The sequence below is a fragment of the Qipengyuania benthica genome, assembly GCF_030717865.1.
GTDB classification, from domain to species: domain Bacteria; phylum Pseudomonadota; class Alphaproteobacteria; order Sphingomonadales; family Sphingomonadaceae; genus Qipengyuania; species Qipengyuania benthica.
This window is the reverse complement of record NZ_JAVAIL010000002.1, coordinates 414080-438611: the sequence shown is the minus strand read 5'-3', so window position 1 is coordinate 438611 and position 24532 is coordinate 414080. Positions and strand designations below refer to the sequence as shown.

Genomic DNA, 24532 nt, shown 5'->3' with positions numbered 1-24532 from the left:
CATGATCGTTTACGACCTCCATTGCGCGCACGGCCACCGCTTCGAAGGCTGGTTCGGCTCATCCTCCGATTTCGCCGAGCAACACGGCAGCGGGCTGGTCCAATGCCCCGAATGCGGTTCGCAGGACGTCGGCAAGGCGCCGATGGCGCCCGCAGTTCCTGCCAAGGGCAATCAACGGACAGGCGACGCCGTGAGGAAGCCCGTCAAGGCGGTCACCAATGGCGAGATCCCCTCCGAGGTGCGCCAGGCGATGCGCGCGCTCGCCGAAGCGCAGGCCAAGGCGCTGCGCAAGAGCACCTATGTCGGCGACGGTTTCGCCGAAGAATCGCGGGCGATGCATTACGGCGAGAAGCAGGTGGAGGCGATCCACGGCAAAGCCACCGTACGCGAAGCCAAGGAACTGATCGAAGAAGGGATATCGGTGGCCCCGCTGCCGTTCCCGATCGCCGAAGCCGACGAACTCAACTGATCCGCCGCCGATGGGTAGAGCGGACACCCGTTGTCAGCCGTACGAGGCTCGCTTATTGGCGAAGCGGACGCGCCCGTAGCTCAGCAGGATAGAGCATCGGATTCCTAATCCGGGGGCCGGAGGTTCGAATCCTCTCGGGCGCACCACACAAGGCCATCCTTCCGGCGGAAGGGTGGCCTTGTGTGGTTCTGGGTTCGGCAGACTGCCTATCCGGGGTTGCAGAATGGCTAGGCTTCGTCCTCGAGCCGATGCATGTCGTCGTCGGAAAATCCGAAATGATGCCCTGCCTCGTGGATGACGACATGGCGGACAAGTTCCTCCAGCCCCACTCCGGTCTCGCGCATTTCGGCCAGCAGCGGTTGCCGGAACAGCCAGATGCGCGGCGGGAGCTCGCCGCTTTCCCAGATCGAAGCTTCGGAAACGGGGCGACCCTCGTAGAGGCCGCTCAACTGCCATTTGTCGGTGAGATCAACCGAGGCGAGCTGTTCGGGCGTGGCGAAGTCCTCCACCCGCATGACCGCCCGATCGAGTTCGGTGCGGAACTGTTCGGGAAGCGTGCGGAGCACGGTCGCGGCAAGGCGCTGCATCTCGTCTTTGCTGGCTGCGAAGTCTTGTGTCATCCGATGCGGGATATGGCCATCCGAGGCAGGCTGTGCAACCGATGGAGCGCAACCGCTGGAACCAGGGCGCGCCACACCTGTTTGACTGTCGCACTCGCAAAATTATCAAAGGATACGAAAGATGTCCCAGGACGACGAAATCTTCGCGCGGCTCAAGCGGGATCACGACAAGCATCGCGAGCTGCTTGATCGCCTGCTCAAAACCGAAGGCGACACGGCAGAACGCCGATCGCTGTTCGAGGAACTGACCAGGGAATTGAAGAGCCATGCTTCCGCGGAAGAGCAGGCGCTCTATTCGACGATGATGCGCAAACCGCCGACTACCGACGAAACCCGCCATTCGGTGGCCGAGCATCACGAGATCGAGGAAGCGCTCAACGATCTCGCAGCCACCGATATGTCGGCTGGTGCCTGGCTGCACAAATTCAAGGATCTCGACCACGATTACCGTCATCATATCGACGAGGAAGAAGAAGAGCATTTCCCCGATTTCGCGGATCATCTCGACGAGAAGGATCGCGAACACATGCGCGGCGTTTTCGAGCGCCGGAAAAAGGAGGAGAAGGCCGAGGCCGAGGTGACGCCCGAAGCGAAGGAAGATGCCAAGGAATAGCGCTGGTCGGCGGAGGGCCAGCGTGAGCGAAGAACCGGTCGATCCCACACGCGTTACCCGGCTCGACGAAGGCGTCGAGCCGGGTGTCTGGCGTTATGCCAGGGCGGAGCGGGCGGAATTGATGATCGATGCGGCGGATTATTTCGCTGCGATGCAGACCGCGATGCTCAAGGCGCGTCATCGGATTTTCCTCGTGGGCTGGGATTTCGACACGCGTATCCATCTCGCCGCGGGGCGCCGCTGGTGGCAGCGCACCTACAAGGACGAATATCCGTCGCGGCTCGGCAGTTTCATTGCCTGGCTCAGCCGCAACCGTCCGACCATGGAAATCCGGATCCTCAAATGGAGCTTCGGAGTCTTCAAATTCGCGATCCGCGGTTCGATGTGGTGGGATCTGGTGCGCTGGGCTCGGCATCGACGGATCGACTTCAAGTTCGACAGCGCGCATCCCGTGGGCTGCTGCCATCATCAGAAGATCGCCGTGCTGGACAACAAGCTGGCGGTGTGCGGCGGGATCGACATGACCGTGCGGCGCTGGGATACGCGCGAGCACAAGGAGGTGGACGAGCGCCGCACTACACCTCGCGGTGATCAGTACGGGCCGTGGCACGACGCCTCGATGATGATGGAAGGCGATGTCGCGGAGGCGCTGAGCGAGCTTGGCCGCGATCGCTGGATCAAGGCTGGCGGCGTGCCGCTGCTGCCGCTCAAGCCGCGCGAGGAATCTCTGTGGCCCGAGGGGCTCCGGGCGGGGTTCGAGAATGTCGAGATCGGCATCGCCCGTACCTGTTCCGCCTATCGCGAATGGGACGAGGTGACCGAGATTGCCGAATTGTTCCTGACCCACATCAAGCGGGCGAGGCATCACATCTACGCCGAGAGCCAGTACTTCGCCTCGCGCGCGGTGGCCGAGGCGATCATGGCGCGTCTGGCCGAGGACGATCCGCCCGAAATCGTGATCGTCCATCCACAGCATGCCGACGGCTGGCTCGAACAGCAGGCGATGGACCACGCGCGCGCCGAGCTGGTGAAATGCATCGAGGCGGCGCCAAATGGCGATCGGTTTTCAATCTGGTGTCCTTATACGGGCGATACGCCGATCTACGTCCATGCCAAGATCATGATCGTCGACGACCAGATCCTGCGGATCGGTTCGGCCAATCTCAACAACCGCTCGCTGGGGCTGGACAGCGAATGCGACGTCTTCATCGACTCCACCCGCGAGGGCAACAGCCATGCCGCCGAGGAAATCGCGCGGATCAGGCGGTCGCTGCTCGCGGAGCACTGCGGAGTGGAGGAAGACGCGATGCCGAAACTGCTCGATCGGCACGGTTCGATGGCGGCGCTGATCGCCGCGAACGGCGGCGGCGCACGGGCACTGAGGCGCTATGTGCCGCCCGAACTCGACACGGTGCGGGAAACCGTCGTTCGGTCCGAGATACTCGACCCTGAGAACGCCGAGACAATGTTCGAGCCCTTTGCCGAGGGCGGACTTTTCCGTAAGGGCAGCCGACTTGGCCGCATCCGCGCCCGGCTCCGGAGGAAAAAGAAGAAATGAGCAGTCTTGTCGGACCCGACGAAGACGATCCGCGCGGCAAGCCGCCGGTTCCGGAGGAAGTGCAGGAAGCGATCCGCACGCTGATCCGCTGGGCGGGCGACGATCCGTCTCGCGAAGGTCTGCTGGATACGCCCGCCCGCGTCGCCCGTGCATGGAAGGAATACTGCCTCGGCTATGCGGAGGACCCTGCCTATCATCTGCAGCGGGTGTTCGAGGAGGTGGGCGGCTATAACGAGATCGTTCTGCTGAAGGACATTCCCTTCCAGAGTCATTGCGAACACCATATGGCGCCGATCATCGGCAAGGCGGCGATCGCCTATCTGCCCAACGATCGGGTGGTCGGCATCTCAAAGCTGGCGCGCGTGCTCCACGGCTTCGCCAGGCGGCTGCAGGTCCAGGAACGGCTCACCGCCGAGGTCGCGGACTGCATCTGGGAAAGCCTCGAGCCTCAAGGGGTCGCGGTGGTGATCGAGGCGTCGCACAGCTGCATGACAGCGCGCGGGGTCCGTACACCGGGGGTGGGCATGATTACCAGCCGCATGATGGGCACCTTTCTGCAGGACGAGCGCAGCCGAAAGGAAGTGCTCAGCCTGATGGGCTACTGAGCCGGGCGTTCGGACGGGCGATCTCTGCGAATCAAAAGGGGCGCCCTGGGCGCCCCTTTTTCGCTCGACTTCCTTTTCCTTAGAGCTGCTTAAGCATGTGCTCTGCGCTCGAGACCGAGAAATCACCCGGCTGTTCGACGTTGAGTTCCTTCACCACGCCATCCTCGACGATCATCGAGTAGCGCTGCGCACGTTGTCCCATGCCGAAGCCCGATCCGTCCATCGTAAGTCCGACTGCCTGCGCGAAATCGCCATTGCCGTCGGCGAGCATGGTAACCTCTTCCGACCCGGCGGCGTCCTTCCATGCACCCATCACGAAGGCATCATTGACCGAGGTGCAGGCGATCTCGTCGACGCCCTTGGCGCGCAGCTCATCCGCCTTTTCGACATAGCCCGGCAGGTGCTTGGCCGAACAGGTCGGGGTGAAAGCGCCGGGCACCGAAAACAGTGCCACCTTGCGACCGGCGAAGAAGTCGCTCGAAGCGACTTGCTCGGGACCGTCCTGGGTCGCCTTGACCAGCTTTACATCGGGTAGTTTGTCGCCCACCGAAATCGTCATGATCGCGTCTCCTGTTGCATTGAATATCCGTCCGCAGGCGGCTTAGCCCAGCGCCAGTTCCGTGCAACCGGTTTTCCGGCGAGCGCGGCTCGAAGCGGCCCGCGCGGTTGCCCTGCGCGGGGGGAGCGGTTAGGGGCTGCGACAATTCCGCGCCGCCGCGTTTCTGCCGTACGGCGTGCGTCTCTTTCCATCCGACAACAGACCGAGGACCGCCCGTGACCGCCTTCACCGATTACGTCATCAAGGACATCGCGCTCGCCGATTACGGCCGCGCGGAAATCGCCATCGCTGAAACCGAAATGCCCGGCCTGATGGCCACCCGCGAGGAGTATGGCGCAGCCAAGCCGCTCAAGGGCGCGCGGATCACCGGCTCGCTGCACATGACGATCCAGACAGCGGTGCTGATCGAGACGCTGGTGGCGCTGGGCGCCGAAGTGCGCTGGGCGACCTGCAACATCTATTCGACCCAGGATCACGCCGCCGCCGCGATCGCCGCTCAGGATATTCCGGTCTTCGCCATCAAGGGCGAGAGCCTGGCCGATTACTGGGACTATGTCGGCAAGATCTTCGACTGGTCGACCGAAGACGATCAGGACCTCACCACCAATCTCATTCTCGACGACGGCGGCGATGCGACCATGTTCGCGCTGTGGGGTGCGCGGATCGAGGCCGGCGAAACCATGCCCGAGCCGCAGAACGCCGAAGAGATCGAGATGCAGCGCGCGCTCAAGGATTTCCTCAAGCGCAAGCCGGGCTATCTGACCAAGAGCGTCAAGGCGATCAAGGGCGTCTCGGAAGAGACCACCACCGGGGTTCACCGTCTCTATCACCTCGCCAAGCAGAACAAGCTGCCGTTCCCGGCGATCAATGTGAACGACAGCGTGACCAAGTCGAAATTCGACAATCTCTACGGCTGCCGCGAGTCGCTGGTCGATGCGATCCGCCGCGCCACCGACGTGATGCTTTCGGGCAAGGTCGCCTGCGTCGCCGGCTATGGCGATGTCGGCAAAGGCTCGGCGCAGTCGCTGCGCAATGGCGGCGCGCGCGTGCTGGTGACCGAGATCGACCCGATCTGCGCGCTGCAGGCGGCGATGGAGGGCTTCGAGGTGACGACGATGGAGGACGCGGTAACCCGCGCCGACATCTTCTGCACCACCACCGGCAATGAAGACGTCATCACCGCCGAGCACATGAAGGCGATGAAGCCGATGGCGATCGTGTGCAACATCGGCCATTTCGACAGCGAGATCCAGATCTCGGCGCTCGACAATTACGAATGGACCGAGCTCAAGCCGGGCACCGATCTGGTCAAGTTCCCTGATGGCAAGGAGATCATCATCCTCGCCAAGGGCCGGCTGGTGAACCTCGCCTGCGCCACCGGCCATCCCAGCTTCGTGATGAGCTGTTCCTTCACCAATCAGGTGCTGGCGCAGATCGAGCTGTGGGAAAACGACAACAAGTACGAGAACGACGTCTATGTCCTGCCCAAGCATCTCGACGAGAAGGTCGCCGCGCTGCATCTCGACAAGCTCGGGGTCAAGCTGACCAAGCTGACAAAGGTCCAGGCCGACTATATCGGCGTGCCGGTCGAGGGGCCGTTCAAGCCCGAGCATTACCGCTACTGAGGCTTCGAGTTTGGGGACCTGCCCGGGCTTGCACGACTCTAGGCCCGCGACCCTAAGCCATTGCATCGCCGTCCACTCGCGCATAGCTGGACGGCGATGCAATCCTCGCCCTTCTTGCTGACGCTGATCGGTCTGCTCCTCGCGCTGTGGACCGTCGCGGCGGGATGGATCATGATCCGCGCCAGCACGCGGGTGCAGGCCGCGGAAGGGACCAAACGCGCGGTGCGGCGGCTGTCGCGGATGATCGAAGACTCACCCGCGATCCCGCTGCTGGTGCGCGCCGATGGCCGGATAGAGGCACCCGACCGGCTGGCCGGCTGGCTGGGTCTCGATGCAGTGCCGCAATATCTCAGCGAGCTGGCACCATCTGGAGCCGGAGGGCTGAGCGAAGACCAGCTCGAACAGCTCACCACCCGTGTCCGGCGCACGCAGAAGACTGCCGCACCCTTCCAGATGACGGTCAAGCCCAGAGGTTCGAAGCGGGCGCTGGCGCTGCGCGGATCGCTGGCCGATCCCAATGTTTCGCCCAGCGGTGCCGCGCTGGTCTGGGTGTTCGACCTTACCGAGAGCGAGGAAGAAGTCGCTGCGCTCCGCGAGGAGACCGCGCGTGCGCGCGAGGATTTCGGCGCGCTGGTCGGCCTGATCGAGGCAGCGCCGATGCCGATGTGGTTTCGCAGCCCGCAGATGCAGCTCAGACTGGTCAACACCGCCTATGTCGCGGCGGTCGGTGCGCAGAGCCCCGACGAAGTGGTCGCGAGGCAGATCGAACTCATCGAGACGGTCGACGGGGTTAGCGCCGCAGAAGTCGCGCAGCAGGCTGGCGAACGCCGCAAGCCGATCGAACGCATCGTCAGCGCCACGATCAAGGGCGCGCGGCGGACCATGCGCGTGACCGATCTGCCGCTGATCGGCGAGGGGATCGCGGGCTATGCGGTGGATATTGAGGAGATGGAGGAACAGGCGCGCGAGTTCCGTGCCTTCCGCGAGGCGCAGCGCTCGATGCTCGACCAGCTCTCGATCGGCGTGGCGCAGTTCGATTCGCGGCGGCGGATGACCTTCGCCAACCAGCCGTTTCACCGCGTCTTCGCGCTCCCGCCGGGAATCGTCAACGACCGCACGAGCTTCGAACAGATGCTGATGGTGGCGCGCGAGAACGGACGCATCCCCGAGGTCCGCGATTTTCCCGCCTGGCGTGCCGAGCTGGGAGAATGGTTCCTTTCCGATGAAACGCAGGACGAAGCCTGGCCGCTGCCCGATTCCACCCATTTGCGGATTGTCGCGCAGCCCATGCCCGATGGCGGGCTGGTGATGATCGCGGAAGACCGCACCGAGCAACTGGCGCTGTCCGCTACTCGCGACACGCTGTTGCGGACCCGGACCGCTACCTTCGACAATCTGTTCGAGGCGCTGGCGGTGTTTGCGCCCGACGGCCACCTCGAATTATGGAACCGGGGGTTCACAGGGGTGTGGGGCCTCGATCCCGAAGCGCTCGACGGGCACCCGATGGCGGAGGATCTGCTCGAGGCGATCGCCCAGCAACTCGCCGACCCCAAGCAGGTAGCCACGATCAACCTAGTGATCCGGTCGGCAACGCTCGATCGCAAGAAGAAGCAGGGCAATGTCCAGCTCAGCGACGGACGGACGCTGGATTTCGCGAGTGTGCCGCTACCCGATGGCAATGGCCTGCTCACCGTGCTCGACGTCACCGCCTCGCGCCAAGCCGAGGAGGCCTTGCGCGAACGCAATCGGGCACTGGAGGAGGCCGATGCGGTGATGACCCGCTTCCTCGCCAATATGAGTTATGAGTTCCGCACGCCGCTGACCTCGATCGGCGGCTTCGCCGAATTGCTCACCAGCGGGGTGGCGGGCGAGCTGACCCCGCAGGCGCGCGATTATGCCGAGGCGATCTCGCTGTCGGTGGGCAAGCTGACCGAGCAGGTCGAGAACGTACTCGACCTGTCGCAGAGCGAGGCGGGGCTGATGCCGCTTTCCAAGCAGAAGCTCGACCTGCTGCCGCTGATCACTCAGGTGGTGCGCAAGCGCGAGGGGGCGATCGTCGACGCGGGCCTGACGCTCGATCTGCGCGGCGATCCGGGCAAGAAGGTGGAGGCCGACCCCCAGCAGATCCGTCGCGCGATCGCCCATCTGCTCGACAACGCCATCGCCGCCACTGCGCGCGACGGCAAGATCACGGTCGAGTTGCGGCAGAACAGGGCCGGGACCAAGATTACACTGTCGGACAATGGCCGCGGCATGACCCAGCACGAGCTGGCGCGCGCGCTCGAGGGCATTCGGCCGACGCGGGACGGCAAGGGGATCGAGCGGCGCCAGGGGCTGGGCATTCCGCTCGCGCGCCACCTGATCGAGGCGCATGGCGGCACGCTCGAGATCCACACCCGCAAGGGCGTGGGCACCAGCGCGACGATCACCCTGCCATGACGCTCGACCTGCCCGATCTTGCGGCGATGGAGCGCCTAGGCGAGCGTATTGCGGCAAAGTTGCGCGTCGGCGACGTCGTCGCGCTCTCCGGAGAATTGGGCGCGGGCAAGACCACGCTGGCGCGTGCCGTGCTGGCCGCGCTCGGCCATCGCGGCGAGGTTCCCTCGCCCACCTTCACCATCGTCGAGAGCTACGATAGGCTCGACCCGCCCGTCATCCACGCCGATTTCTACCGGTTCGAGCAGCCGCGCGAGGCGGAGGAAATCGGGCTGGAGGATTACCGCCATGGTGCGGCGCTGCTTGCCGAGTGGCCCGAGCGCGCCGGCGGGTTTGCGCAGGAGCCTGGCTGCCTCTCGGTTACGCTGGAAAAAGTGGGCGAGGCGCGGCGCGCCATTGTGGAAGGAGGCGGAGATTGGCAAGGCCGCATGCCATGAGTGAATTTCCCGACGGGCTCGAGCCTTTTATAGAACATGCCGGCTGGGGCGGGGCGACGGTCGTTCCGCTCCCGGGCGACGCCTCGTTTCGCCGCTATTTCCGCATTCATCGCCATGGTGAAACGGCGATGCTGATGCATGCGCCGCCGCCCGAGGAAGACCCGCGCCCGTTTCTCTATGTAGCGCGGTGGCTGGACGAGCACGGTATGCGCGCGCCGCGCATCATTGCGGAGCGGGCGCAGGAAGGTTGGGTGCTGACCGAGGATTTCGGCGAGCAGCGGATGCGCGAATGGCTCGACGAATACCCTGAGCAGGAGCAGTCGATCTACGCCGCGGCGGTGGATTCGCTGGTCGAGCTGCATCGTAAGCCCCCCGGCAGTTTCGAGCCCTACGATATGGCGACCTATCAACGCGAGGCGGGTCTGCTGACCGAGTGGTACTGCCCCGCCGCGGGCCTGTCGGTCGATGAGGAGGCTTATGCCGCCGCGTGGAGATCAGTCCTCGAACCGCTGTTGGCGCGTCAGAGGCCCGGCGTCACGGTGCTGCGCGACTATCATGCGGAGAATATCATGCTGCCCCCCGACGGCACGCAGGGTCTGATCGATTTTCAGGACGCGCTGATCGGGCATCGGGCCTATGATCTGGTCTCGCTACTGCAGGATGCGCGGCGCGAGGTTTCGCTCGAGCTCGAACGCGCGATGCTCGACCGCTATTGCGAAGCCGTCGGCGCAGACAGCGAGTTCGAGGCCGATTACGCGCGGCTGGGTGCGCAGCGCAACGCCAAGATTGTCGGCATCTTCACTCGCCTTGCGAAGCGCGACGGCAAGCCGCGCTATCTCGAATTGATCCCCAGAGTGTGGGCCGCAATGGAACGCGATTTGCGCCATCCGGCGCTGGGGCCGGTGGCGCGCTGGTTCGATTCCAACATCCCCCAGGATCTGCGCGACCGCTGCGGGGAGACGGTCTCGTGAACGGCTTGGCATCCGACACCGCGATGGTCATGGCGGCAGGGCTCGGCAAGCGGATGCGGCCGCTCACCGCCAGTCAGCCCAAGCCGCTGGTCCGGGTCGCAGGCAAGGCGCTGATCGACTACACCTTCGACCGGCTCGCCGATGCGGGAATCGCGCGCGCGGTGGTCAATGTCCACTACCTCGCGGATGCGCTTCAGGCGCATGTCCGCGACCGCCAAGCGCCCGAAGTGGTAATCTCCGACGAGCGCGAGGCGCTGCTCGAAACCGGCGGCGGGCTGGTCAAGGCGCGTGACGCCGGGCTGCTGCCCGACCCGGTGTTCTGCACCAATGCCGACAGCATCTGGCTGGACGGCCCGCGCAACGCCTTCGCCGATCTTTCGGCGGTGTGGGATGCGGAGCGGATGGACGCGCTGCTGCTGCTGGTACCGCACGATCAGACGCATAATTTCAGCGGGCCGGGCGATTTCTACATGGACGGCGGCGGGCGGCTGAGCCGCAAGCTGCCCTCGCGGATCGCGCCTTTCATCTACACCGGCATCCAGTTGCTGTCGCATCGCCTGCTGCGCGACCCGCCCGCAGGCAAGTTCTCGACCAATGTGCTGTGGGATCGCGCGATCGGCGAGGGGCGGCTCTATGGTGCGGCCTTCACCGGGCGCTGGATCGAGGTCGGGCGGCCCGGGCATGTCGCGAGCGCCGCCGAAGTGCTGCGGGGTGGCTGACGCGCGCCACCCGCAGATCTATTCGATCGCCGCGCATCGCGGCTTCGCCGATGCGCTGGTGGCGGGGCTGGTGCCGCGCTACCGCGAAGCGGAATTCGGACTGGCGCGGCTGACGCTGCTGCTGCCGAGTTCGCGCGCGCAGCGGATCGTCACCGAAGCCTTCATCCGCCATGCCGGCGAGGAGGACCGTGCCGGACTGCTGATGCCGCGCATGGCGGTGGTCGGCGATCTCGATCTCGACGAGGCGCTGGGGGCGCTGCTCGACCCGCTGGGGGCGCCGGACATCCCGCGGGCCATCGATCCCACCCGCCGCTGGCTGGCTCTGGCGCAACTGATCCGCGAGGAAATGGGCAGCGATGCCCCCAAGGGGGCGACGCTGCTGCGGCTCGCGCGCGAGACCGGCGCCACGATGGACCGGCTGCTGGTCGAAGGCATCGGTCCCGAAGAGCTCATTGGCGACAACGTGCTGCAACTGGTGGGTGATCTCTCGGCCCATTGGCAGGCTTCGTTGCGGACTTTTGCGCGGGTGCAGGCGCGCTGGTTGGCCTGGCTCGGCGAGGAGGGCGCGGTCGATACGGCGGCCCGCCGCAACCGGCTGTTCGAACACGCCGCCCGCCGCTGGCGAGAGTCTCCGCCCGAGACGCCCATTGTCGCCGCGGGGGTGACCAGCGCGGCGCCCGCGCTCGCCGGTCTGCTCCGCGTCGTCAGCCTCTTGCCCGATGGCGCAGTTGTGCTCCCGGATCTCGACCTGTCGCTGTCCGATGCGGTGTGGGACGAGCTGGGCCGCGCGGGCGCCGCGCCCGAGCCGGGGGCCGAGCCCTTCGCACGCGGCGACGCGGTGGCGCATCCGCAATACCATCTCAAGCTGCTGCTCAACCGGATGGGCGTTGCGCGCGAGGAAGTGCAGCCATGGCACCGCAGGGGCGCGGCCGCGGCACCGCCCGAGCGCAGCCACGCGATCTCCAACCTGTTCCTGCCGCCGGTGGCAAGCCGCGAATGGGTCGATCTGCCCGCCGACAAGCGCCGCCTGTCCAACGTCCGCATCATGCAGGCCGCCAATCCCGAGGAGGAGGCGCAGGCGATCGCACTGCTCGTGCGCGAGGCGCTCGAGACGCCCGAGAAGCGCATCGCGGTGATCACCCCCGACCGCGCGCTGGCGCGCCGCGTGGTCCATCACCTCGCGCGCTGGGAGATCGTCGCCGATGATTCGGCGGGTCGCCCTCTCTCGGACACCGCCGCCGGGCGCCTGCTGCTTTTGCTGGCAGAGGTCGCCGCCAAGGGCGCCGCACCGGTCGCGCTGATGGCGCTCGCGATGCACCCGCTGGTGCATGGCGGAATGGATCGCCGCGACTGGCTGGCGCAGGCGCGGATCGTCGAGCGCGAATTGCGCGGGCCGATACCGCGCGAGGGGCTCGAACCGCTCGACGATCTGGTGGCGAAGCTGGGCAAGCATGCGGCAGGGCTGGCCGAGTGGTGGAGTGCGTTGCGCTCGGCGCTGGTGCCGCTGGTGGAGAGTGCGGGCGCGGAACCCTTGGCCGATCTGCTCGACCGTCTCGCCAACGCCGGCGAGGCGCTGTGCGGCGACAGCCTGTGGGCACGCGAAGACGGGCGGGCGCTGGCGCGCTTCGTCGAGGATCTGCGCTTTCATGCGCGCGCTACCGGAACCCCGGTCGACGCCGGCGATTGCGACATCGTGCTGCGCGATGCGATGGACGATATCGCGGTCCGCCCGCCCTATGGCGGTCACCCGCGCGTGGCGATCTACGGACTGCTCGAATCGCGGATGAGCCGCGCCGAGCTGGTGATCTGCGTGGGGCTCAACGAGGGCGTCTGGCCGCCGCGCGGCGGAGTCGATGCGCTGCTGGCACCGACGGTGCTGCGCGCGCTGGGCGTGCCCGGGGCCGAGTTCCGCAGTGGGCTGTCCGCGCATGATCTCGCCGGCGCGCTGGGCGCGCCCGAGGTGGTGCTCAGCCGCGCCGCGCGCGACGAGGCGGGGCCGGCGATCCCCTCGCGCTTCCTGTTGCGCGTCCAGGCGCTGCTGGGCGAATTGTTGCCGCGCCACCAGGAGACCGGCGCGATCGAGCTCGCCCGCGCGATGGGCCGACCCCGGTCTCTGCCCGTACCCTATCCGCGGCCCAGACCCATGCCCAGCGCAGCGCAGCGCGACGTGCCGATCGCGGTCACCGCGCTCGACCGGCTGCGTGGCGATCCCTACCAGTTCTACGCCGGTTCGATCCTCGGCCTGCGCACGCTCGACGCGCTCGAGGCCGCGCCCTCGCCGGCATGGCAGGGTGAGGTCGCGCATGCGATCCTGGAACGCTGGCACGAGGCGCGCAAGAGCGATCCGGCCGCGAAGCTGGCACCGATCATGGATGCGGTGATGATCGAGAAGAACGCCCACCCGCTGATGCGCGGACTGTGGCAGCCGCGCCTGCTCGCCGCGCTCGAATGGGTCGAGGACAGCGTCTCAAGCTACGAAGATCGCGTGGTTGCCGCCTGGGAACGCAAGGGCGAGATGCAGGTCGACGGGGTCAAGCTCCACGGCCGCGCCGATAGGATCGACCGCTTCGCCGACGGCACGCTGGCCGTAGTCGACTACAAGACGGGCTCGCCTCCCTCCGCCAGCATGGTCGAACAGGGCTTCGCGCTCCAGCTCGGGCTGCTCGGGATGATCGCGCGCGCGGGCGGGTTCGGCACCGTCTCGGGCGAGCCGAGCGCGTTCGAATACTGGTCTCTCGGCAAGGCGAAGGACGAGGAGAACCGCTTCGGCTTCGGCTATGTCGAGACCCCGCTCAAGCTGGGCAACAAGCGCAGCGGGCTCGCGCCCGAGGACTTCCTCCCCGAGACCGAACGCTATCTCAGGGGCGCCATTGCCGACTGGATCAAGGGCGATCAGCCCTTCACCGCGAAATTCAACCCCGACTACGCCGGCTATTCGGATTACGACCAGCTGATGCGGCTCGAGGAATGGCTGCCACGTCTTGCCGACGACGAAACGGAGGAAAGCGCATGAGCGGCGCGGTCTATCCGCTCGCCGGCGCGCAGCGCGACGCGGTCGATCCGCGCGAAAGCGTCTGGCTCTCGGCTTCGGCGGGGACGGGCAAGACCCAAGTACTTTCCGCGCGAGTACTCCGCTTGCTGCTCCAAGAGGGAGTCGAGCCTTCCGACATCCTCTGTCTGACCTTTACGAAGGCCGGTGCCGCCGAAATGGCGGTGCGGGTCAACGAGGTGCTCGCGCGCTGGGTGCGGCTGCCCGACGCGAGGCTGGCCGAGGAGCTGGCCTATCTCGGCGCGCCGGTCGATGCCGCGACCCGCTCGCATGCGCGCTCGCTCTTCGCCAGCGTGCTCGACAGCCCCGGGGGCGGCCTGCGGATCGACACCATCCACGCCTTCGCGCAATATCTGCTTGCCGCCTTCCCCGAGGAAGCGCGGATCGCACCGGGATCGCGGCCGATGGAGGACCGCGAGCGCGAATTGCTGAGCGAGGAAGTGCTCGGCGACCTGCTGACGGGCGCCGAAGCGAGCAACGACCGTCGCACGCTCGACGCCATCGCCGAGATGAGCCGCCGCAAGGGCGCCGACGGGGTGCGCCGCTGGCTGATGCGCTGCGCCGGGGCGATCCAGCTGTGGACCGGACCCGCTGGCTGGCAGGCGCCGATGCACGCGCGGGTCTGCGGCCTGCTCGGAATCCCCGCCGATGCCGACGAGCACTGGGTTGCGCAGGCCTGCGCCGACGAGGGCTTCCCCGTCGCACTGCTGCGCGCCTGCCGCGAAGGCAATGCGCAGTGGGGCACCAAGACCGGTCTCGCCTGTGTGGAATTCGTCGACAGCTGGCTGGCCGCCGGGCCGATCGAGCGCGTCGCGTTGCTCGACGGATTCTACGGCACGCTGCTGACCAAGACGGGCGAGCCCAAGAGCCTCAAGAACCTCGAAAAGCTCGACCCCGATTACGGCGGCCGCGTCGCCGAAGTGGTGGAGGCGATCGGGCAGGTCGCCGAACGGCGCACGCTGGTCGAACTGGCCGGTTTCCTCGCCCCGCAGCTCGAAGTCGGGCGGCAGTTCGCGTTGATGTGGGACGAGGCCAAATCGCGCGAGGCGCTGGTCGATTTCGACGACCAGATCCGCCGCGCCGCCGCGCTGCTCGCCGACAGCGCGATGGGCGACTGGATCCGCTACAAGCTCGACCGCCGCTTCGATCATATCCTGATCGACGAGGCGCAGGACACCAACGCCGATCAATGGGCGATCATCTTCGCGCTGACCGACGATTTCTTCTCCGGCCTGGGCGCGCAGGGCGATGCTATCCGCACGATCTTCACCGTGGGCGATTACAAGCAGGCGATCTTCGGCTTCCAAGGCACCAGCCCGGAGAATTTCGCTTCAGCGCAGCGCTGGGTGGCCGACGACATGGCGCGGCTCGGGCAGGGGGAGATTATGGCGGGTGCCCCCGAACCGCGGCGCCTGCGCGATCTGGATCTGGGCCAGTCGTTCCGCACCGCCGAACCTATTCTGCAATTCGTCGACAAGGCCATCGCCGCGATCGGGCCCGCCTCCTTCGGTCTCAAGCGCGCCCCCGAGCCGCATGTCGGGCAGGACCGCCCCGGGCTGGTCACACTCTGGAACACCGTCGCCGATATCCGCGACGGCGACGAGGACGGCGCCGAAGGCTGGCTCGCGCGGCACGACCGGCGGTTGGCCGATCGCATCGCGCAGCAGATCCGCGTCTGGATGGACCCCGCGGGTCCCGGCTTCCCGTTGGTCAAGGGCGAGAAACCCGGCCAGGCACGGCGCGCAACCCCGGGTGATGTCATGATCCTGGTCCGCAAGCGGCGCGAGCTAGCCTCGCTGATCGTCGCCCGGCTCTATACCCATGGCGTGCCCGTGGCGGGGGTCGACCGGCTGCGGCTGGGCGCGCCGCTGGCGGTCAAGGATCTGATGGCCGCGCTCCGCTTCGCCGCGCAGCCGCTCGACGATCTCAACCTCGCGAACCTGCTGGTCTCGCCGCTGGGAGGCTGGACGCAGGAGCAGTTGCTCGAACACGGCTACCGGCCAAGGCAGCAGCGCTTGTGGGAGCATCTGCGCCAGTCGGGCGATCCGCAGGTTGCGCGCACCGTCGCGGCTCTGCGCGAAATCCTGCGCCGCGTCGATTTCGACAGTCCGCAGGCGCTGCTGCACTGGCTGCTGGTCGGGCCTTTCGACGGGCGCCGCAGGCTGGTCGCGCGGCTCGGCGCCGAGGCCAACGACCCGATCGACGAATTGCTCAACGCCGCCAACGCCTATGCGAGCGCGCACACCGCCAGCCTGCAGGGCTTCATCCGCTGGTTCGATGCCGGCGACGGCGAATTGAAGCGCGAGGCTGGCGCGAATCGCGATCAGGTGCGGGTGATGACCGTCCATGGCTCCAAGGGGCTGCAGGCGCCGATCGTGATCCTCGCCGATGCCGCGATCGGTCCCGATGCGCCGGGCGAGCTGGCGCTGGTCGATCCCGCAGACGAGCGCAACAAGGTACCGCTGCCGGGGCTGTCGGCGGAGCAGCGGGTCGGCCCGATCGCCACGGCTTACGAGATTGCCGCGCGGACCGAGAGGGAGGAGCACTGGCGGCTGCTTTATGTCGCGATGACCCGCGCCGAGGAGGCGCTGTTCATCGGCGGCTCGCTGGGCCCGCGCGAGGCAAAGCGCGGGACGCCGCACGAGGACAGCTGGTACGCCCAGCTCGAGCCGCTGTTCGCGGGCGATCCGGTCGAAGATTCGATCTGGGGCGCCCGGCGCGAATGGGGAGCGACCAGCACGATCGTGCCGCGCCCGGCAGGGAACGCCGGGCAAGCCGCAGTCGATCTCCCCGCCTGGACAGAATCGCCCCCTCCGGCCGAAGCGCGCCCCCCGCGGCCGCTCTCGCCCTCGGGGCTGGGCGAGGTCGAGGGCAGCGATCCCCCGCTGCCGCCCGAGCATTCGGCGATCGCGGCGCAGCGCGGGGTGCTGATCCACGCGCTGCTCGAGCGTCTGCCCGCAGTGCCGGTGGCCGAGCGCGCGGCGAGGGCGGGGCAGTGGCTTGCGCGTCAGGCTCCCGACCTCGCGGAGGCCGATCGCAGCGAAATGCTCGACCGTGCGCTCGCCGTGCTCAACCACGAGGAATTCGGCGACATCTTCGCTGCGGGCGCGCTCGCCGAGGTTCCGCTGGCGGCGGTGGTCGGCGGCGAAGTGGTGGTGGGCGTGGCCGACCGGTTGCTGGTGACGCCCGAGCGCGTGACGGTGGTCGATTTCAAGACCGCGCGCCGCCCGCCCGAGTCGCTCGAACGGGTGCCCGATGCCACGCTGCGCCAGATGGCCGCCTATGTCGCGGCGCTGGAAACGATCTATCCCGGGCGCGAGGTGCGTGCCGCGCTGCTCTACACCCAGACGCCGCAGCTGATCGCGCTTTCCGCCGATCTGCTCGCCGCTCACAAAGCGCGGTTTTCCGCTCCGCAGGAAAGCTTTGCCTTACCGCCCGTTGAGTAACCGCAGCTTGGGCCTACATGACCCGAATAGGGGCCAAACCCCACAGGAGAACCACCATGCCGACCGTCGCCGTTACCGATGCCAGTTTCCAGACCGATGTCCTCGAATCGGACAAGCCCGTGCTGGTCGATTTCTGGGCCGAATGGTGCGGCCCGTGCAAGATGATCGCACCGGCGCTCGAGGAATTGAGCGACGAGATGGGCGATCAGGTCACCATCGCCAAGATGGACATCATGGAGAACACCGGGGTCCCCGGGCAGATGGGTGTCCAGTCGATCCCCTATCTGGTGCTGTTCAAGGACGGCAAGCCCGCCGCTCAGATGCGCGGCGCAGCGCCCAAGGGCCAGCTCAAGAGCTGGCTCGAAGGCGAGCTCTAAGCCATTTTGGAATAAAGCGCGGCGAGTTCGGCCCACAGGGCCGGGCTCGCCGCGCCGATCAGCCCACTGCGCTCGGGCTCGTCTACGCGATAAGGTGAGCCATCGGGCCGCGCGGCCTTGCCGCCCGCCTCGTTGAGCCACAGCACTCCCGCGGCGTGGTCCCATGCCAAGGTGCGCTCGAACAGCGATACATCGTTTTCGCCCAGCGCCAGCCGCGGATATTGCTCGGCGGCGCAACGCGGCGTGTCGACCACGCGGTAGTGCGGCGCGATATGGGTCTTGACCGCCGTGCGCCGTGTGGGGTCGAGAAAGATGGTCGATATGGCGGCAACCGGCCGAACCTCGCCGCTCGTTTGCGCCGTTATGCGATTGCCGTTCACGTAGGCCCCCTGGTGGAGATGCGCCGCGCAAAAGCGGCCGGACAGACAATCATAGATCCAGCCCGATTGGCAGATTCCGCCGGCGCAGCGCGCCAGCAGGATGCCGAACGGCGGGCGACCGTGAGCAAAATTGTGGGTCCCGTCGATCGGATCGACGATCCAGCAATCCTGGTGGAGACCGGCTAGCACGGCGGGATCGGCATGCGCCGCTTCCTCGCCGACGATGGCGAGAGAGGCGTCGATAGCGGCGAGGCCCTCATTAAGCATGACCTCGGCTTCGCGGTCGGCGACGGTCACCAGCTCGTCTTTGGCCTTCTCGATGATCTCGTTGCTCGAGAGATTGCGATAGCGCGGCAGGATCGCCGCTTCGGTCACGCTTCGCATCAGCGCCTGGATGTCGCGATCAAGCGCGCTCACGAGCGGTAATCCGCGTTGATGGCAATGTAGCCATGCGTCAGGTCGCAGGTCCACACCGTCGCTCGCCCCGCGCCGAGCCCGAGATCGACCTCGATTGTGATCTCCTCGCCCTGCAGATGCCGGGAGACCGGCGCCTCGTCGTAATCGGCCAGCGGCTGGCCATCTCGCGCCGCCCAGACCCCACCGAAGCCGATCGAGAGCCGGTCGCGATCAGCGGGTTCGCCGGCCTTGCCCACCGCCATGACCACGCGGCCCCAGTTCGCATCGCCGCCTGCGATTGCGGTTTTCACCAGCGGCGAGTTCGCGATCGACAGCCCGACCCGCCGCGCGCTGTCATCGCTCTGCGCGCCCGACACGCTCACCGCGATGAATTTGCGCGCGCCTTCGCCATCGCGGACCACCAGCTGCGCCAATTCGCGGCAGACCGAAAGCAGCGCAGCGTAGACCGCGTCGGCGCCGGCATCGTCCCACGAGCGGATCGGCGGATGGTCAGCCCTGCCGGTTGCGAACGCCAGCACGGTGTCGCTGGTCGAGGTGTCGCCATCGACGGTGATGCACGAGAAGGTGGCGGCATTGGCGCTTGAGAGCATCTCCTGGAGCAGCTCGGGCGCAATCCGGGCATCGGTGAACACATATCCCAACATCGTCGCCATGTCGGGCGCGATCATCCCGCTGCCCTTGACGATTCCGGCGAATTCCACCCGCGTCTCGCCGACCATCGCGCTGGCACCGGCACCCTTGGTGAAGGTGTCGGTCGTGCCGATCGCCGCGGCCGCATCCTCCCAGCCGCAGGGCGGCGCCTGCAACGCCGCCGCGACTCCGGCACGGGCGATGTCGCGGGGCAAGGGCACGCCGATCACGCCGGTCGAGGAGACAAACACCTCCTCACGCTCACAATCGAGAGCTTCCACAACCTGCGCCACGATCTGCTCGACCGCCTCGCGCCCGCGGTAGCCGGTAAAGGCGTTGGAGTTCCCCGCATTGACCACCAGCGCCCGTGCCTTGCCCTGGCGCAGCTGTTCGCGGCCCATCTCGACTTCGCTCGATGCGCAGGCGCTTCGGGTGAAGACCCCTGCCACCGCCGTGTCTTGGATAAGCTCGATCAAGGTAAGATCGGCACGATCCCACGCTTTGTAGCCTGCGCGGACGGTGCGCAGCGTCATCCCTTCGATGGTCGGCAGTTCGGGGAAGGGGCGGGCAAGGGGAGAGCGATCAAGGTCCATTCACGCGTCCTTACGAAGGATGGCGCGGCGGGTAAACGCGGTTCGGGGGTGGACGCGATGGCGTTGAAAACCTATTTACGCCAGACGATGCTTCGCCGTCTCCTCACCTGCCTCGCGATCGCGACCGGCCTTGTGGCGGTTTCCGCACCTGCGCAGGCTTCGGTGATCGGCGCGCTGGAGGCCCAGATCGAGCAGTCCCAGAGGGCGTGCGAGAAGGACCGCAGCGAGGAATGCGCCTGCATCGAACGCCAGCGTCAGCAGCGCGCCCGAGGCGAAAAGCCCGCGCCCTGCCGTACCGCCAATCCCGTCCGGATCTATATTCCGACCGTACATCTCGGTGTGGATCGCGCCCACGAATAGGCGCAGTCGAGGGTCGCTCCCTCGGCCCCTAACTATTTTTCCAGCCTGAGCAGCCACGGAGCGCTCGGGTTATTTCCCATAAATTCATTCGCGAGATCGCGCCCATGCTCAAATCGCTTACCAAGGCCTTCTTCGGCTCGTCCAACGAACGTTACGTGCGCTCGATGCGCAAGACGGTCGACCAGATCAACGCGCTCGAGGAGCAGATCCAAGCGCTCTCGGACGAAGAACTCACCGCTCAGACCGATAAGTTTCGCGAGCAGCTCGCCTCGGGCAAGACGCTCGACCAAATCCTGCCCGAGGCCTTTGCCACGGTGCGCGAGGCTTCGATCCGGGTGCTGGGAATGCGCCATTTCGACGTCCAGATGATCGGTGGCATCGTGCTCCATCGCGGCGAGATCTCCGAGATGCGCACCGGCGAGGGGAAGACGCTCGTCGCGACGCTGGCGACCTATCTCAACGCCATCGAGGGCAAGGGCGTCCATGTCATCACAGTCAACGACTATCTCGCCCGGCGCGATGCCGAATGGATGGGGCAGCTTTATCGCTTCCTCGGCCTCACCGTCGGGGTGATCGTCCCCAATATCGACGAGTTCCAGCGCCGCGACGCCTACAATGCCGACATCACCTATGGGACCAACAATGAGTTCGGTTTCGACTATCTGCGCGACAACATGAAGCACGAGCGCGGCCAGATGGTCCAGCGCCCCTTCAACTATGCGATCCTCGACGAGGTGGACTCGATCCTAGTCGACGAAGCCCGGACGCCGCTGATCATTTCCGGTCCGACCGAGGACAAGTCCGATCTCTACGTCTCGATCGACGCCATCGTGAAGGATCTCGATCCCGATTGGTACGAGGCCGACGAGAAGTCGAAGAACATCACCTGGACCGAAGAAGGCACCGATGCGATCGAGGCCAAGCTGAGCGAGGCGGGGCTGCTCGAAACCGAGAACCTCTACGACGTCGAGAACACGCTGGTGATCCACCATCTCGACCAGGCGCTGCGCGCGAACATCATGTTCAAGCGCGACACCGATTACATCGTCAAGGACGACAAGATCGTCATCATCGACGAGTTCACCGGTCGCATGATGGAAGGTCGCCGCTGGTCGAACGGTCTGCACCAGGCGGTCGAGGCCAAGGAAGGCGTCAAGATCGAGCCCGAGAACCAGACGCTCGCCTCGATCACCTTCCAGAATTATTTCCGCATGTATCCCAAGCTCTCGGGCATGACCGGCACCGCCGCCACGGAGGCGGCCGAGTTTTGGGATATCTACAAGCTCAACGTCGCCGAGATCCCGACCCACAAGCCGGTCGCGCGGATCGACGAGGACGACCAGTTCTACAAGAACACGATGGACAAGTTCCAGGCCATCGCCAAGGCGATCCGCGAAAAGAACGAGATCGGCCAGCCGGTGCTGGTGGGCACGGTCTCGATCGAAAAGTCCGAACTGCTCAGCCAGTTTCTTGACAAGGAAGGCGTCAAGCACGCGGTCCTCAACGCGCGGATGCACGAGCAGGAAGCGCACATCGTGGCGCAGGCCGGCCGCATCGGCTCGGTCACAATCGCGACCAACATGGCCGGTCGCGGCACCGACATCCAGCTGGGCGGCAATCTCGAATTTCGCATCGAAGACGAACTGGGCGACATGCCCGAAGGCCCAGAGCGCGACGAGGCGGTGGCGCGTATCAAGCAGGAGATCGCCGAGGAGAAGGAGCGTGTGATCGAGGCGGGCGGCTTGTTCGTGCTCGGCACCGAACGCCATGAAAGCCGTCGTATCGACAATCAGCTGCGTGGCCGCTCTGGCCGCCAGGGCGACCCCGGCCTCTCGCGCTTCTACCTGTGCCTCGAAGACGATCTGCTGCGCATATTTGGCCCCGACACGCTGTTCTCCAAGATGATGAATTCCAACCTTGAGGACGGCGAGGCGATCGGCTCCAAATGGCTCTCCAAGGCCATCGAGACGGCGCAGAAGAAGGTCGAGGGCCGCAATTACGAGGTCCGCAAGAACGTCGTCCAATACGATGATGTGATGAACGACCAGCGCAAGGTCATCTATGAACAGCGCGCCGAAATCATGGACAGCGAGACGGTGGACGAAGTGGTCCTCGACATGCGCTACGACACGATCAACGCGCTGGTCGAGGAAGCCTGCCCGCCGGGCTCCTATCCCGAGCAGTGGAAGATCGAGGGTCTCAAGACACGGCTCGACGAGGTTCTCGGCCTGTCGCCGCCCCTCGACGCGTGGCTGGAAGAAGACACGCTCGAACCCGAGATCATCGAGGAGCGGATTCGCGCCGAAGTCGATCAGCAGATGGATGCCAAGGTGGCCCGCGTCGATCCCTCGATGTGGCGCACGATCGAGAAAAGCGTGCTGCTCCAGACGCTCGATCACCATTGGAAGGAGCATCTCGCCACGCTCGACGCACTGCGCCAGGTCGTCGGTCTGCGTGCCCATGCGCAAAAGCAGCCGATCAACGAATACAAGCAGGAAGCCTTCGGCCTGTTCGAGCGCCTGCTCGAGACGCTGCGCGAGGATGTCACCACCAAGCTCATGAAGCTCGATGTGCGCGAACCCGAGCCGATGCCGCAAGGCAGCCTGCCCGATCTGCCCGATTTCCTCACCGGCCATATCGATCCGCTCACCGGGCTCGACAATTCCAACGATGGTGACGGATCGAGCCGCCAGGCGGGCCTGTTCGGCTCGCTGGCGGGCAGCTCTCGCGCAGCGGTCGGTCCCGGCGGGTCCGAAACCTCCAATCCCTATGCCGGGATGGAGATCAGCCGCAACGCGCCATGCCCTTGCGGTTCGGGCAACAAGTACAAGCATTGCCACGGAGCGGTTTCCGCACGGGCCTGACCTAGGGGAGCGGGAGCGGTAAGGCGCAGACATGCTTTGGCTGGCCGCCGCCTTCCTCGCGACCGCATTGCTTTATGCCTCGGTGGGGTTCGGCGGCGGCTCGACATACAATGCGCTGCTGGCGCTTGCCGGGACCGACTACCGCATCCTCCCGCTGATCGCGCTGTCCTGCAATATCGTGGTCGTGGCTGGCAGCAGCATCCGCTACGCTCACGCCAAGATCACACCGTGGCGCGGCGCGCTGGCGCTGACGGCCCTGGCCGCGCCCGCCGCGCTGTTGGGCGGTCTCACGCCGATCGGCGAGCGCAGTTTTCTGCTGCTACTCGGCGCGAGCCTGCTGCTCACCAGCCTGACCCTGCTGATCCCGGTGCGCGAAACGCACGCAGCCGAGCCGACCAGCCTGGCGCGCTACATACCCTTCACGGCCGCGCCGCTAGGCTATCTTGCAGGGATCGTCGGGATCGGCGGCGGGATTTTTCTCGCACCGCTGCTTCATCTCGTCCGCTGGCGCGATGCCCGCGCCATCGCCGCCGCGGCGAGCTTTTTCATCCTGGTCAATTCGCTGTTCGGACTGACAGGGCAATTGCTTAAGGGCGGGGCGGAACGGCTCGAGGCCGCGGTCGCCTTCGGCCTGCCGCTGCTGGTCGCGGTGGCGATCGGGGGGCAGATCGGGAGCCTGCTGGCTGTCAGGCTATTGCCGAAACACTGGATCCGCTGGCTGACCGCCGCTTTGACCTTCTGGGTCGGCCTGCGCCTGCTCCTGGGCGCATGACAGAGCGGCGCCGCATCCGAAATGCGGCGCTGTCGTTCTGGCTGTAGCGGAAAATGGCTCCCCGAGTTGGATTCGAACCAACGACCAAGTGATTAACAGTCACCTACTCTACCGCTGAGCTATCGGGGAGCAGCCAGGTCGGCAGGGGCGCGCTATATGGGGGCTCGGAGGGTTTGGCAAGCGGGCGCAGCGCGATTTTTCGTACCCTTGGCGATCAGACCAGAAACTGTTCCGCCACGATCCGTTCGTCGAGCGCATGGCCGGGGTCGAACAGCAATCGCAGCTCCTGCTCGCGCGCGATGTGGAGCGAGACTTCGGCGATATCCCGGACCTCCTTCTGATCGGCGACGACCGACACCGGACGCTTTTCGGATTCCAAGACGCGGAAGCGGATCGTGCTGCGGTCGGGCAGGAGCGCGCCGCGCCAGCGCCGCGGGCGGAAGGGGCTGATGGGGGTGAGCGCCAGAAGGTTCGAATCGAGCGGCAGGATCGGCCCGTTTGCGGAAAGGTTGTAGGCGGTCGAACCGGCGGGAGTGGCCACCAGCACGCCATCGCAGACCAGCTCCTTGATCCGCACCTTCTCGTCCACCGACACCTCGATCTTGGCCGTCTGGCGGGTTTCGCGCAGCAGCGAGACCTCGTTGATCGCGCAGAACTCCTGGGTGCGTCCATCCTGCGTGACGGCATCCATGCACAAGGGGGCAACAGCGACACTGCGCGCGCGTTCGATCCGGCGCAGCAACTTTTCCGGCGCCCGGTTGTGGTTCATCAGAAAACCTACCGTGCCCAGATTCACTCCGTAAACCGGTTTGATGATACCGGAGTCGAGCATGGCATGGAGTGCCTGGAGCATCGCGCCGTCGCCGCCGATCACGACAGCGGCCTCGGCGTCCTCGAGCGGTACCCAATCCGTCAGATCGCGATACATCGGCGCGACCTCGTGGGCGCGTTCGGTATCCGAAACGATCAGGGCCAGCTTCTCGAAAATCGGCATCGCGCTTTCCCGTCGTGAAGGTCCTTGCCGCAACGCGT

Annotated in this window: 20 protein-coding genes and 2 tRNA genes; 16 read left to right on the top strand and 6 right to left on the bottom strand. The window is 66.1% G+C overall.

Annotated features, from left to right (window positions below):
- The first annotated feature begins 1 nt into the window (after position 1).
- Positions 2 to 469 (top strand): DUF1178 family protein, encoded by a 468-nt coding sequence (locus tag Q9K01_RS07395; protein WP_305929567.1) that lies wholly within the window; start codon positions 2 to 4, stop codon positions 467 to 469.
- Positions 470 to 538: 69 nt separating this feature from the next.
- Positions 539 to 615 (top strand) — tRNA-Arg (locus tag Q9K01_RS07390).
- An 81-nt stretch (positions 616 to 696) separates the two neighbouring features.
- On the opposite strand, the gene Q9K01_RS07385 is transcribed toward Q9K01_RS07390, so the two are convergent.
- Positions 697 to 1089: a metallopeptidase family protein gene (locus Q9K01_RS07385; RefSeq protein ID WP_305929566.1), complete on the bottom strand. Its 393-nt coding sequence runs from the start codon at positions 1087 to 1089 to the stop codon at positions 697 to 699.
- Positions 1090 to 1210: 121 nt separating this feature from the next.
- Here Q9K01_RS07385 and Q9K01_RS07380 point away from each other — a divergent pair, with 121 nt between their 5' ends.
- The 3 genes from Q9K01_RS07380 to folE are packed head-to-tail and all read left to right on the top strand — an operon-like array spanning position 1211 to position 3865.
- On the top strand, positions 1211 to 1702 hold the full coding sequence (locus Q9K01_RS07380; RefSeq protein ID WP_305929565.1) for a hemerythrin domain-containing protein: 492 nt from the start codon (positions 1211 to 1213) through the stop codon (positions 1700 to 1702).
- A 22-nt stretch (positions 1703 to 1724) separates the two neighbouring features.
- Positions 1725 to 3260, top strand: a complete 1536-nt coding sequence (locus tag Q9K01_RS07375) for a phospholipase D-like domain-containing protein (RefSeq protein WP_305929564.1) — start codon at positions 1725 to 1727, stop codon at positions 3258 to 3260.
- Entirely contained in the window at positions 3257 to 3865 is a 609-nt protein-coding gene (folE, locus tag Q9K01_RS07370; RefSeq protein ID WP_305929563.1) for a GTP cyclohydrolase I FolE, read from the top strand. Before Q9K01_RS07375 ends, folE begins: the two co-directional genes overlap by 4 nt.
- Before the next feature lie 79 nt (positions 3866 to 3944).
- Here folE and Q9K01_RS07365 read toward each other — a convergent pair whose 3' ends face one another.
- Positions 3945 to 4424, bottom strand: coding sequence for a peroxiredoxin (locus Q9K01_RS07365; protein WP_305929562.1), 480 nt, complete (start codon positions 4422 to 4424; stop codon positions 3945 to 3947).
- A 215-nt stretch (positions 4425 to 4639) separates the two neighbouring features.
- Between Q9K01_RS07365 and ahcY the strand changes: the two genes are divergently transcribed.
- The 8 genes from ahcY to trxA all read left to right on the top strand — a co-directional run bounded on the left by ahcY (position 4640) and on the right by trxA (position 17484).
- Complete coding sequence (gene ahcY / locus Q9K01_RS07360; protein ID WP_305929561.1) at positions 4640 to 6049, top strand: adenosylhomocysteinase; 1410 nt, start codon at positions 4640 to 4642, stop codon at positions 6047 to 6049.
- A 96-nt stretch (positions 6050 to 6145) separates the two neighbouring features.
- Positions 6146 to 8488 (top strand): PAS domain-containing sensor histidine kinase, encoded by a 2343-nt coding sequence (locus Q9K01_RS07355; RefSeq protein WP_305929560.1) that lies wholly within the window; start codon positions 6146 to 6148, stop codon positions 8486 to 8488.
- Positions 8485 to 8922, top strand: coding sequence for a tRNA (adenosine(37)-N6)-threonylcarbamoyltransferase complex ATPase subunit type 1 TsaE (gene tsaE, locus Q9K01_RS07350; protein ID WP_305929559.1), 438 nt, complete (start codon positions 8485 to 8487; stop codon positions 8920 to 8922). Before Q9K01_RS07355 ends, tsaE begins: the two co-directional genes overlap by 4 nt.
- Positions 8919 to 9893, top strand: coding sequence for an aminoglycoside phosphotransferase family protein (locus Q9K01_RS07345; RefSeq protein WP_305929558.1), 975 nt, complete (start codon positions 8919 to 8921; stop codon positions 9891 to 9893). Before tsaE ends, Q9K01_RS07345 begins: the two co-directional genes overlap by 4 nt.
- Positions 9890 to 10612 (top strand): nucleotidyltransferase family protein, encoded by a 723-nt coding sequence (locus Q9K01_RS07340; protein WP_305929557.1) that lies wholly within the window; start codon positions 9890 to 9892, stop codon positions 10610 to 10612. The genes Q9K01_RS07345 and Q9K01_RS07340 overlap by 4 nt, the downstream gene beginning before the upstream one ends.
- On the top strand, positions 10605 to 13625 hold the full coding sequence (addB, locus tag Q9K01_RS07335; protein ID WP_422785301.1) for a double-strand break repair protein AddB: 3021 nt from the start codon (positions 10605 to 10607) through the stop codon (positions 13623 to 13625). Before Q9K01_RS07340 ends, addB begins: the two co-directional genes overlap by 8 nt.
- Complete coding sequence (gene addA / locus Q9K01_RS07330; protein WP_305929555.1) at positions 13622 to 17107, top strand: double-strand break repair helicase AddA; 3486 nt, start codon at positions 13622 to 13624, stop codon at positions 17105 to 17107. Before addB ends, addA begins: the two co-directional genes overlap by 4 nt.
- Positions 17108 to 17163: 56 nt before the next feature.
- Complete coding sequence (gene trxA, locus Q9K01_RS07325; RefSeq protein WP_305929554.1) at positions 17164 to 17484, top strand: thioredoxin; 321 nt, start codon at positions 17164 to 17166, stop codon at positions 17482 to 17484.
- Here trxA and Q9K01_RS07320 read toward each other — a convergent pair.
- A complete protein-coding gene (locus tag Q9K01_RS07320) occupies positions 17481 to 18281 on the bottom strand; it encodes an inositol monophosphatase family protein (RefSeq protein ID WP_305929553.1) in 801 nt (266 codons plus the stop codon). The genes trxA and Q9K01_RS07320 overlap by 4 nt on opposite strands.
- Complete coding sequence (gene argJ / locus Q9K01_RS07315) at positions 18278 to 19504, bottom strand: bifunctional glutamate N-acetyltransferase/amino-acid acetyltransferase ArgJ (RefSeq protein ID WP_305929552.1); 1227 nt, start codon at positions 19502 to 19504, stop codon at positions 18278 to 18280. Before argJ ends, Q9K01_RS07320 begins: the two co-directional genes overlap by 4 nt.
- A 57-nt stretch (positions 19505 to 19561) precedes the next feature.
- Between argJ and Q9K01_RS07310 the strand changes: the two genes are divergently transcribed.
- The 3 genes from Q9K01_RS07310 to Q9K01_RS07300 all read left to right on the top strand — a co-directional run bounded on the left by Q9K01_RS07310 (position 19562) and on the right by Q9K01_RS07300 (position 23500).
- Positions 19562 to 19864 carry a hypothetical protein gene (locus tag Q9K01_RS07310; protein WP_305929551.1) on the top strand — a complete coding sequence of 101 codons (303 nt, stop codon included), beginning with the start codon at positions 19562 to 19564 and terminating at the stop codon, positions 19862 to 19864.
- A gap of 104 nt (positions 19865 to 19968) precedes the next feature.
- Complete coding sequence (secA, locus tag Q9K01_RS07305; protein WP_305929550.1) at positions 19969 to 22728, top strand: preprotein translocase subunit SecA; 2760 nt, start codon at positions 19969 to 19971, stop codon at positions 22726 to 22728.
- 31 nt (positions 22729 to 22759) lie between these two features.
- Complete coding sequence (locus tag Q9K01_RS07300; protein ID WP_305929549.1) at positions 22760 to 23500, top strand: TSUP family transporter; 741 nt, start codon at positions 22760 to 22762, stop codon at positions 23498 to 23500.
- 54 nt (positions 23501 to 23554) lie between these two features.
- Here the strand turns inward: Q9K01_RS07300 and Q9K01_RS07295 are convergent.
- A tRNA-Asn gene (locus tag Q9K01_RS07295) sits at positions 23555 to 23629 on the bottom strand.
- 85 nt (positions 23630 to 23714) lie between these two features.
- Positions 23715 to 24494, bottom strand: a complete 780-nt coding sequence (locus Q9K01_RS07290; protein WP_305929548.1) for an NAD kinase — start codon at positions 24492 to 24494, stop codon at positions 23715 to 23717.
- Positions 24495 to 24532: the final 38 nt, after the last annotated feature.

Bases quoted from the DNA above. Each gene is read 5' to 3' on its own strand.
- Q9K01_RS07395 (WP_305929567.1), top strand. From the start codon at position 2: ATGATCGTTTACGACCTCCATTGCGCGCACGGCCACCGCTTCGAAGGC.
- Q9K01_RS07385 (WP_305929566.1), bottom strand. From the start codon at position 1,089: ATGACACAAGACTTCGCAGCCAGCAAAGACGAGATGCAGCGCCTTGCC.
- Q9K01_RS07380 (WP_305929565.1), top strand. From the start codon at position 1,211: ATGTCCCAGGACGACGAAATCTTCGCGCGGCTCAAGCGGGATCACGAC.
- folE (WP_305929563.1), top strand. From the start codon at position 3,257: ATGAGCAGTCTTGTCGGACCCGACGAAGACGATCCGCGCGGCAAGCCG.
- Q9K01_RS07365 (WP_305929562.1), bottom strand. From the start codon at position 4,424: ATGACGATTTCGGTGGGCGACAAACTACCCGATGTAAAGCTGGTCAAG.
- Q9K01_RS07355 (WP_305929560.1), top strand. From the start codon at position 6,146: ATGCAATCCTCGCCCTTCTTGCTGACGCTGATCGGTCTGCTCCTCGCG.
- tsaE (WP_305929559.1), top strand. From the start codon at position 8,485: ATGACGCTCGACCTGCCCGATCTTGCGGCGATGGAGCGCCTAGGCGAG.
- Q9K01_RS07345 (WP_305929558.1), top strand. From the start codon at position 8,919: ATGAGTGAATTTCCCGACGGGCTCGAGCCTTTTATAGAACATGCCGGC.
- addA (WP_305929555.1), top strand. From the start codon at position 13,622: ATGAGCGGCGCGGTCTATCCGCTCGCCGGCGCGCAGCGCGACGCGGTC.
- trxA (WP_305929554.1), top strand. From the start codon at position 17,164: ATGCCGACCGTCGCCGTTACCGATGCCAGTTTCCAGACCGATGTCCTC.
- argJ (WP_305929552.1), bottom strand. From the start codon at position 19,504: ATGGACCTTGATCGCTCTCCCCTTGCCCGCCCCTTCCCCGAACTGCCG.
- Q9K01_RS07310 (WP_305929551.1), top strand. From the start codon at position 19,562: ATGGCGTTGAAAACCTATTTACGCCAGACGATGCTTCGCCGTCTCCTC.
- secA (WP_305929550.1), top strand. From the start codon at position 19,969: ATGCTCAAATCGCTTACCAAGGCCTTCTTCGGCTCGTCCAACGAACGT.
- Q9K01_RS07300 (WP_305929549.1), top strand. From the start codon at position 22,760: ATGCTTTGGCTGGCCGCCGCCTTCCTCGCGACCGCATTGCTTTATGCC.
- Q9K01_RS07290 (WP_305929548.1), bottom strand. From the start codon at position 24,494: ATGCCGATTTTCGAGAAGCTGGCCCTGATCGTTTCGGATACCGAACGC.